This window comes from Streptomyces sp. WAC05292 (genome assembly GCF_003949955.1).
GTDB lineage: Bacteria > Actinomycetota > Actinomycetes > Streptomycetales > Streptomycetaceae > Streptomyces > Streptomyces globosus.
This window is the reverse complement of record NZ_RPSE01000303.1, coordinates 1-7,877: the sequence shown is the minus strand read 5'-3', so window position 1 is coordinate 7,877 and position 7,877 is coordinate 1. Positions and strand designations below refer to the sequence as shown.

The following is a 7,877-nucleotide window of genomic DNA, read 5'->3' as shown; positions in this document are numbered from 1 at the left end:
CAGGTCGGCATGGAGATCGACTTCGCGTTGAAGCACCTCCCCCGCTGAACCCCGCCACCGCGGCCGCGGTGGCGGGGTTCAGCGGGGGAGGTGCTTCAACGCGAAGTCGATCTCCATGCCGACCTGCTTGATCCGCTCCTCGACGACGAGCGAGCCGTGCCCGGCGTCGTAGCGGTACACCTCGTGCACCGCCCCGCGCGCCGCCAGCCGGTCGACGTAGTTCTCGATCTGCCGGATCGGGCAGCGCGGGTCGTTCACGCCCGCCGCGATGTGCACCGGCGCCCGCACCGCGTCCACATACGTCAGCGGAGAGGACGCCGCGAAGCGCTCCGGGACCTCCTCCGGCGCGCCGCCGAAGAGCGTGCGGTCCAGGGACTTCAGCGCCTCCATCTCGTCGTGGTAGGCGCTCACGTAGTCCGCGACCGGCACGGCGGCCAGGCCCACCGTCCACGCCTCGGGCTGCGTGCCCAGCCCGAGCAGGGTCAGGTAGCCGCCCCACGAGCCGCCCGACAGCACCAGCCGCGCCGGATCGGCGAGCCCGCTGCCCACCGCCCAGGCGCGGACCGCGGCGACGTCCTCCAGCTCGATCAGGCCGACCCGGTGCTTGAGCGCGTCCGTCCACGCCCGCCCGTAGCCGGTCGAGCCGCGGTAGTTCACCCGGACCACCGCGAAGCCGTGGTCCAGCCAGGCCGCCGGACCCGCCGCGAAGGCGTCCATGTCGTGCCAGGTCGGGCCGCCGTGCAGCTCGAACACCGTCGGGAACGGGCCCTCGCCGCGGTCGGCGGGCCGCTGCACCAGCGCGTGGATCCGGCCGCCGGGCCCCTCCACCCACGCGTCCTCCACCGGGACCGAGCCGGGCGGACGGAAGCCCGGCGGCTCCAACACGACCCCGCCCGCCGTCGACCGCACCGCCGGGGGCTCGGCCGCCGACGACCACTGGTACTCGACCGTGCCGTCCGGCCGGGCCGTCGCCCCCGAGACCGTCCCCGGCGGAGTCTCCACCCGGGTCAGCTCCCGCGCCGCCAGGTCGTAGCGCCACAGCTCGCTGCGGGCCTCGAAGCCGTGCTCGACGAGGAGGGCCGAGCCGTCCGGATACCACTCGGCGGCCACGTCGCCCGGCAGGTCGAGCGCCAGGTCCGTCTCGGCGCCCGTGGCCACGTCCCACACCATCGGCTCCCAGCGGCCGCGCCGCTGGTGCCCCACCAGCAGCCGGGTGTCGCCCGGGACCGGCGCGAAGCCGAGGACCTCCAGGCCCAGCTCCTCGGTGCCGCCCCGCGAGTCGTCGAGCTCCGCGACGGTCCGGCCGTCGAGGGTGACCACCCGCAGGGAGGAGTGCATGGCGTCGCCGTGCTCGGTGTGCTCGATCGCGAGGAGCGTCCCGTCCCGAGACAGGTCGCCCACCCCGGCCGACTCGCGGTGCCGGTAGATCTCCACCGGTTCGCCGCCCGGCCGCACCACGTGGATCGTCGAGCCGTCCTCGTCGGTGGACCGGCCGACGACCGCCGTGCCGTCCCGGCCGAGCGCCAGGCCGGCCGGGTACGCCGGCTCCAGGCCGGGGACGGCCGGCTCGTCGGGGCCGCCCGCGAACGGCTGGCGCACCCAGACGCCGAACTCGTCGCCGTCGGTGTCGCGGAACCACCAGATCCACTCCCCGTCGGGGGAGAGCGTGCCGTCGGTGGTGCCGTGCGGGCGGTCCGTCGCCTGCCGCTGCGCGCCGGTGGCCCGGTCCCACGCGTACAGCTCGTAGGTGCCCGTCGCGTTCGACACGAACAGCGAGCGGTCGGGGGCGTCCTGCGCCCACTCGGGCAGTCCGACGCGCGGCGCCCGGAAGCGCTTCTCCCAGTCGGGCATGGACGGGGCCGGCGGGGCCGTGTTGTCAGTCATGCCCCTATGTAAGCCGATCGGCCTCGCGCACCGATGGGCCGCGGTCGGTGGCGGCCGCGGCCCGCGGGGATGCCGCGGGCCGCGAAGCGGAGGACAGTGGAGGGCGTACGCACGCCTCCGGCGAGACCCCGGCGACCTGAGGAGGACGGCCATGGCCAAGAAGGAGCGCGCCGGCGCGGCGCAGGCCGCGGAGCGCCAGCGGGAGCGGGCGAAGAACACCGCGGCGGAAGCCCGCGCGAAGTCCGCCGCCCGCGACGCCCAGTACCTGTCGGCGAAGACCCGCGGCATGCAGCAGAAGGCCCAGGCCAAACGCGGCTGAACCGCCCCCGCCGGCCGGGCGCGGGCCTAGGGTGTGCCCATGCGGATGACCGTGCGCGGCGCCAGGCTGCCGGAGGCCGGCGGCACCAAGGTGCGCCCCGGGCTGTACGACGTCCACGTCGGGGACGACGGGCGGATCGCCCGCATCCGGCCCCACGGTGCTCACGAGGCCCGCGGCTCCGCGCCGCCCGCCGCCGTCCGCGTCGATGCGGACGGCGGGCTGCTCAGCGCCCCCTTCGTCGAGCCGCACATCCACCTCGACACCGCCCTGACCGCCGGCGACCCGCGGCCCAACACCTCCGGCACCCTCTGGGAGGGCATCGCCTGCTGGAGCGCCCGCAAACGCACCCTGACCAGGGAGGACGTCCTCGCCCGCGCCACCCGGGTGCTGCGCTGGCAGGCGGCACAGGGCGTCCTCCACGTCCGGACGCACTGCGACACCACCGACCCGGCGCTGACCGCCCTGGAGGCGCTGCTGGAGCTCCGCGACCGCGTCCGCGACTTCATGACCCTCCAGATCACCGCCTTCCCCCAGGAGGGCATCGTCTCCTTCCCCGGCGGGGAGGCCCTGCTCCGCGAGGCCGTCGCCCGAGGGGCGGACGTCGTCGGCGCCATCCCGCACTACGAGGACACCCGCGAGGACGGCGTCGCCTCCCTCGGCATCGCCTTCGCCCTCGCCGAGGAGCACGGCCTGCGCGTCGACGCGCACTGCGACGAGATCGACGACGAGCACTCGCGGTTCGTGGAGGTGCTGGCCGCGCAGGCCCTGCGCACCGGGCTCCGCGACCGGGCGACCGCCTCGCACACCACCGCCATGGGCTCGTACGGAGGCGCGTACAGCCTCAAACTCCAAGGGCTCCTGGCCCGTTCCGGCATCAACCTGGTCGCCAACCCCTTCGCCAACCTCAACCTCCAGGGCCGCTTCGACGCCTATCCCAAGCGGCGCGGCCTCACCCAGGTCAAGGAGATGCTGGCCGCCGGGGTGAACGTCGCGTTCGGCCACGACGACGTGATGGACCCGTGGAACGCGCTCGGCACCGGCAACCCCCTCCAGACCGCCCTCGTCGGCCTGTACGCCGCCCAGCTGACCGGCGCCGCCGAGATCCCGGAGGCGTTCGCGATGGTCACCTCCCGCGCCGCCCGCGTCCTCGGCCTGACGGACGCCGAGTACGGCATCGCGGAGGGCGGCCCCGGCTCCTTCGTCCTGCTCCCCGCCCCCACCCCGCAGGAGGCGCTCCGCCGCCAGGTCCGGCCCCGCCTCGTCGCCGCGCACGGCAGGGTCGTCGCCGAGGCCCCGCCGGCGCCGGCGCTGCTGTCCTGGCCGCCCGGCGCCCCGCCCGAGGAGGTGGACTTCGGCCGCGACTAGGGTGAACCTCCATGAGGACATGGACACGTGACACCGCATCGGCCCGTGCGGCGCTGGAGATCGCGGCCGAGTACGCCGACGCCACGCTGCTGAACCACTCCCTCCGCTCGTACGCCTTCGGCGCCGAGTACGCGGCCGTCCACGGCCTCTCCTACGACGAGGACCTCTTCTACGTCAGCGCGCTCCTCCACGACCTGGGCCTGACCGCCCCGTTCGACAGCCACACCCTCCCCTTCGAGGAGGCCGGCGGGCACGTCGCCCGCGTCCTGACGGCCGGGCTCGGCTGGCCCGCCGAGCGGCGCGCCCGCGCCGAGGAGGTGATCGTCCGGCACATGCGGGACGACGTCACCGCAGGCGAGGACGTCGAGAGCCACCTCCTCCAGGTCGGCACCAGCGCCGACGTGTCCGGCCTGCGCGTCGCCGAGTTCGACCCGGCGTTCACCGGCGCCCTGCTCGCCGCCCACCCGCGGCTCGGCTTCGGCGGGGCCTTCACCGCTCTCGTCCGCGACCAGGCCGCACGCAAGCCCGACTGCGCGGCCGCCGCCTGGATCGCCTCGGGCGGAGCCGGACGCGCCGCCTCCAATCCCCTGGACGGGCCGCAGCGGCGGGGCTGACCCGTGCCGGCCCGCGGCGCCGGTAGCCTCTCGCGCATGTCGTGGGACGAGGACGGAACACCGCACCCGCTCGCGCGGCGCCGCTCCGGCCGCAGCGAACAGGAACCGGACCGGCTGCCGGAGGTCCGCGAACTGGAGGCGCTCGGCTGGGAGCCCGCCCCCGAGGAGGCGGTCTGGGTGTTCCTCCCGTACGTGTGGCCGCCCGCCGACCGCACCTGGATCCCCGACCGGTCCACCCACTGGGCCGTCGACACCGTCCTCGACGGGCACGGCCACATCACCGACGTCCGCGCCGAACCGCTGGCCGGCCCGGACCTCCGCGGCCTCGACCGCGAGAGCGACGAAGCCGTCGCCGCACTCGGACTGCCGCCCCGGCCCCCCGGCCGGCTCTGGCTGCTGCGGCCCGTGGGGGGCTTCGCCGGCGTCGCGGCCGTCCTGGACCACCTGCGCGGGGTGGCCGCCGGGCGCGGCGTCGATCCCGCGGCGACGGCCGCGTTCATGGAGCTGGTCCGCGCCGAACTGGCGGACCTGGCCGCGGCGGACTGAGGCGCCGGACGGCGCCAGGCGCCCCGCGGATCACGCGCACAGCACCGGCACGTACTGCACGAGGTTGTTCCCGAAGCCGCCGCGGTTCCACGGCTGCTCCAGCGGCTGGACGCGCCCGGTGGCGTCCGCGGCCCGCGCCGCGAGCACGTACCGCCCGGGAGCCGCCTCCCAGTCGGCGTGCCAGCCCTGCCAGGCGCAGCGCTCCCCACCCGGCGCCGCCACGTCCGCGTCCGCCCAGGTCAGCCCGCCGTCGGTGCTCACCTCGACCCGGGTGACCGGCCCGAAGCCCGACCAGGCTCGGCCCTCCAGCCGCACCGGGCCCGGCCGCACGACGCGGGTGCGCGACATGAAGTCGGGGAAGCCGGGCGGTACGAGGAGGGCGCGCGGGGCGATCCGCGTGACCGGCTCGCCCGCCTCGTCCGGCGCCCGCCGGTACCGGTAGGCGACCGCCTGCTGGAAGCCGGTGAACGGCCGCGCGACCAGGGTGACCGCCCTCAGCCACTTCACGTGCGCCATCCCGTACCAGCCGGGGACGACCAGCCGCAGCGGGTGCCCGTGCTGCGGCGGCAGCGGCCCGCCGTTCATGGCGTACGCGAGCAGTACGCCCGGGTCGTCGCCGGTGGCGGCGCCGAGCGGCAGGCTGCGCTGGTAGTCCTGCTCGACACCGCGCTCGATGCCGTGGTCGGCGCCGGTGAAGACGGCCTCGACGGCGCCCGGGCGGACCCCGGCGGCGTCGAGGACGGTGCGCAGCGGGACCCCCGTCCAGTCGGCCGTGCCCACCGCCTCGACGAGCCACGGCTGGCTGACCGGCCGCGGCTCCAGCCTGGCCCGCCCGTTGCCCGCGCACTCCATGGTGACGCGGCGGGTGACGGAGGGGAGCGCGCGCAGCTCCGCCAGGTCCAGCTCCAGCGGCGTGCGGACCAGGCCGTCCACGGTGAGCCGCCAAGCGCCGGCGTCCGCGGCGGGGATGTCGTAGTGGACGAGTACGTAGTGCAGGCCGGGCGGGGTGACCTCGTAGCGGAGCGCCTCCAGCGGCATCCCGTGGTTGCGGGCGGCGAGGGCCAGTTCGTCCGCGCCGATCCCCTCGCCCGGCCCGGCGATCCGGGGCGGCCCGCTCACGTCCGCGGGCGACGGCGTGTCCATGCCCCCATCGTCTCCCCGGCCCCGGCCGGACGCCCGCGGGAGCCGGGGCCTACGCTGCCGGCATGCGCGTACGCCTGCACCAGATCGTCGTGGACTGCCGGGAGCCGGGGGAGCTCGTGCGCTTCTGGGCGGAGCTCTTCGGGGTCGAGCCCGTGGAGCGGGCCCGCGGATGGTTTCACGTGAAACTGCCCGGGGTCGCGCGGCTCGCCTTCCAGCCGGTCCCGGAGGGCAAGTCGGTGAAGAACCGGCTGCACCTGGACCTGGCGGTCGACGACCTCCCGGCGGCGGTGGCCCGCGCCGTCGCCCTGGGGGCCGCCCCGGTCGGCGGGACGATCACCGACGACCAGGGCTCCTTCCAGACGATGCGCGACCCGGAGGGCAACGAGTTCTGCTTCGTGACGGACTGACGCGCGAGCCCTACAGCACGTCCCCCGGAATGCCCTCATAGGCGCGGCGCAGCTCGCCCACGACAGGATGTGCGGGGTCCAACGCCACCCCGTCGACGAGGCTCACGGCCCGGACCCCGACGGCCGCGTTCGTGGCGAACGCGGCCTCCATGCCCGTGAGGTCCGCGAGCCGCACGGTCGCCGAACCGTACGGGTGGACCTGTTTGAGCAGCCGCATCGTCACCCCGTCGAGGCACTCGCCGTCCGGCCACACCACCCGGCTGCCGTCGAAGAAGCCGATGTTCCAGGTGGGGCCCTCGGCGACGGCCTGCCCGAGGTCCGTGAACAGCGCGTCGTCGAAGCCTGCCGCCTGTGCCTGCCGCCGCCGGTACAGCCCGCCGAACAGGCCGACGCCCTTCACGCGGGGCAGGTCCCGTGCGTACGCCACCGACCGCACCCGCAGCGGGGGCGGCGCGGACCTGCCGGCGGGCCGGGAGGTCACGAGGACGTGCGGGTCGCCGGCGGCCACGGGCCGGCCGAGGTCGAGCCCCGGATCGAAGACGGTGACCCGCACCGTGACCGCCCCGGATGCGGGCACGGCCCGCCGCGCCAACTCCCGTACGCGCCCGGTGTCGAGAGCCGTCCCGAACAGCAGCCGGCAGTCCTCTCGAAGCCGCTCCAGATGCAGCCCGAGCCCCCGCACCCGCCCGTCCTCGACCCGCATGGTCGTGAAGTGCCCGTAGTTGACGAGCGCGAGCGCCTGCAACTCCCCCGCCCGAACGGGCTCCCCATTCAGTTCAGCCATGGGCCCACACTGCCAGGAGGTCTGCTCCCCTTTCTCACCGGCTGTCGCACCCGATGCCGTCTCCGTCCCGGTCGAGCCGGTGGGGATCGGCGTCCCCCACCCACACGGGCCCGTCCAGATCGGAGCAGTCCACATCCGGCACGCCGGCCGGCGGCCCCGGCGGCAGCCCGGCCGGCGCGGCGGGCGCGTCGGGCGGCCGGGGCGCCGGGGAGGAGGCCGGCCGGGGCGCGGGGGAGGAAGCGCAGCCGGACCACAGCCCTGCCCCGGCCCGCCGCGCCGCATCGGCGGCCGCGGCGATCTGCGGATGCCGGGCCCGGTTCGGCGGATGGAGCTCACCCACGGCATGCCCGCCGCGAGCCAGGGCCTCGTTGACGAAGACGCCCCGGGCATTCCACACGTACAGCAGGTGGCGGCCGTAGCGGTCCTTCGGCTCGGTGTCGGACTCGACCCGCACCGCGGAACCCGTCGGCAGCAGCTCCCGCAGCCGGGCGGTGGAGTCGCCGGCGAAGCAGGAGCCCACCTCGGGCGCATCCACCCCCAGCAGCCTCACCCGCACCAGGCTGCCGGACCGCCGGAGCTCCACGGTGTCCCCGTCCACCACCCGCACGACCACGCTCGCGACCTCCCGCGCCGCGGACGCACTCGCCGCGGAGGCACTCGCCGCAGAGGTGCCGGGCCCGGAGGCGCTCGGCCGGGGCAGTCCGGTGGCGGGAGCGTCCGACAGCCGCCGAGCCTCCCGCGGCGACTCCCGCTCCCCGGCGAGATGCCCGATCACGGCCAATCCGACGAACGCGGCAAGGACCCCGCACCCGCAC

The 7,877-nt window shown here is 76.0% G+C and carries 9 protein-coding genes; 5 read left to right on the top strand and 4 right to left on the bottom strand.

Annotated elements, in window-relative coordinates; all coding sequences use genetic code 11:
- Window positions 1-78: 78 nt before the first annotated feature.
- The gene (locus tag EF903_RS24685) at window positions 79-1,884 is read right to left on the bottom strand and encodes a prolyl oligopeptidase family serine peptidase (RefSeq protein WP_125546673.1); all 1,806 of its coding nucleotides are present in this window, start codon (window positions 1,882-1,884) and stop codon (window positions 79-81) included.
- Between the two features lie 151 nt (window positions 1,885-2,035).
- Here EF903_RS24685 and EF903_RS34325 point away from each other — a divergent pair, with 151 nt between their 5' ends.
- Genes EF903_RS34325 through EF903_RS24670 form a run of 4 tightly spaced genes read left to right on the top strand, consistent with a single transcriptional unit; the run spans window position 2,036 to window position 4,728 of the window.
- On the top strand, window positions 2,036-2,203 hold the full coding sequence (locus EF903_RS34325) for a hypothetical protein (RefSeq protein WP_162793098.1): 168 nt from the start codon (window positions 2,036-2,038) through the stop codon (window positions 2,201-2,203).
- Window positions 2,204-2,242: 39 nt separating this feature from the next.
- The gene (gene codA, locus EF903_RS24680) at window positions 2,243-3,568 is read left to right on the top strand and encodes a cytosine deaminase (protein WP_260615869.1); all 1,326 of its coding nucleotides are present in this window, start codon (window positions 2,243-2,245) and stop codon (window positions 3,566-3,568) included.
- Window positions 3,569-3,579: 11 nt separating this feature from the next.
- A complete protein-coding gene (locus EF903_RS24675; protein ID WP_125546671.1) occupies window positions 3,580-4,182 on the top strand; it encodes an HD domain-containing protein in 603 nt (200 codons plus the stop codon).
- A 36-nt stretch (window positions 4,183-4,218) separates the two neighbouring features.
- On the top strand, window positions 4,219-4,728 hold the full coding sequence (locus EF903_RS24670) for a DUF5956 family protein (RefSeq protein WP_125546669.1): 510 nt from the start codon (window positions 4,219-4,221) through the stop codon (window positions 4,726-4,728).
- Window positions 4,729-4,758: 30 nt separating this feature from the next.
- On the opposite strand, the gene EF903_RS24665 is transcribed toward EF903_RS24670, so the two are convergent.
- Window positions 4,759-5,871, bottom strand: a complete 1,113-nt coding sequence (locus EF903_RS24665; protein WP_125546667.1) for a sulfite oxidase — start codon at window positions 5,869-5,871, stop codon at window positions 4,759-4,761.
- 62 nt (window positions 5,872-5,933) lie between these two features.
- Between EF903_RS24665 and EF903_RS24660 the strand changes: the two genes are divergently transcribed.
- Window positions 5,934-6,278 (top strand): VOC family protein, encoded by a 345-nt coding sequence (locus EF903_RS24660; protein WP_125546665.1) that lies wholly within the window; start codon window positions 5,934-5,936, stop codon window positions 6,276-6,278.
- A 10-nt stretch (window positions 6,279-6,288) separates the two neighbouring features.
- Here the strand turns inward: EF903_RS24660 and EF903_RS24655 are convergent, their stop codons facing one another.
- Window positions 6,289-7,062, bottom strand: a complete 774-nt coding sequence (locus tag EF903_RS24655; protein WP_125546663.1) for an aminotransferase class IV family protein — start codon at window positions 7,060-7,062, stop codon at window positions 6,289-6,291.
- Window positions 7,063-7,096: 34 nt separating this feature from the next.
- A partial coding sequence (locus EF903_RS24650; RefSeq protein WP_260615867.1) for a thermonuclease family protein occupies window positions 7,097-7,877 on the bottom strand: 781 nt, incomplete at its 5' end.

Coding starts and splice junctions, on each gene's coding strand:
- EF903_RS24675 (WP_125546671.1), top strand. CDS start 3,580: ATGAGGACATGGACACGTGACACCGCATCGGCCCGTGCGGCGCTGGAG.
- codA (WP_260615869.1), top strand. CDS start 2,243: ATGCGGATGACCGTGCGCGGCGCCAGGCTGCCGGAGGCCGGCGGCACC.
- EF903_RS24665 (WP_125546667.1), bottom strand. CDS start 5,871: ATGGACACGCCGTCGCCCGCGGACGTGAGCGGGCCGCCCCGGATCGCC.
- EF903_RS24655 (WP_125546663.1), bottom strand. CDS start 7,062: ATGGCTGAACTGAATGGGGAGCCCGTTCGGGCGGGGGAGTTGCAGGCG.
- EF903_RS34325 (WP_162793098.1), top strand. CDS start 2,036: ATGGCCAAGAAGGAGCGCGCCGGCGCGGCGCAGGCCGCGGAGCGCCAG.
- EF903_RS24670 (WP_125546669.1), top strand. CDS start 4,219: ATGTCGTGGGACGAGGACGGAACACCGCACCCGCTCGCGCGGCGCCGC.
- EF903_RS24685 (WP_125546673.1), bottom strand. CDS start 1,884: ATGACTGACAACACGGCCCCGCCGGCCCCGTCCATGCCCGACTGGGAG.
- EF903_RS24660 (WP_125546665.1), top strand. CDS start 5,934: ATGCGCGTACGCCTGCACCAGATCGTCGTGGACTGCCGGGAGCCGGGG.